The organism is Salmonella sp. SAL4457, assembly GCF_046548235.1.
Taxonomy (GTDB): Bacteria; Pseudomonadota; Gammaproteobacteria; order Enterobacterales; family Enterobacteriaceae; genus Salmonella; species Salmonella enterica.
In genome coordinates this window covers 1-299 of record NZ_JBGDZO010000293.1, presented here as the reverse complement: position 1 = coordinate 299, position 299 = coordinate 1, and the positions used below count along the sequence as shown (strand labels likewise).

The 299-nt window shown below is 68.9% G+C and carries 1 pseudogene; it reads right to left on the bottom strand.

Features of this window, described 5'->3' with window-relative positions:
• Window positions 1–299: pseudogene (gene ppgL / locus ACLJNW_RS24345) on the bottom strand (gluconolactonase PpgL); the annotation flags it as partial.

The following is a 299-nucleotide window of genomic DNA, read 5'->3' as shown; positions in this document are numbered from 1 at the left end:
GGCGCCAGGTCGTGGGTCTGCAACTGACGCAGGCGGCCATTGCCCTCATGGGCGAACACCATCACCTGGCCGCTCAGTTCCCGCGTCAGGTAGGCGAAACGCCCGTCGGCGCTGAAGATCAGATGGCGCGGGCCGCTGCCGGGCGGGGTCGGGACGAATGCCGGATCGGCCGCCTGCAGCGGACGTTCGGCCTGTTCCGGGGCGTAGCGGTAGACGAATACCTTGTCGGCGCCGAGGTCGGGGGCGAACAGGTACTGGCCGTCGGGCGAGGACACCACCGAGTGCACATGACCGGAAAC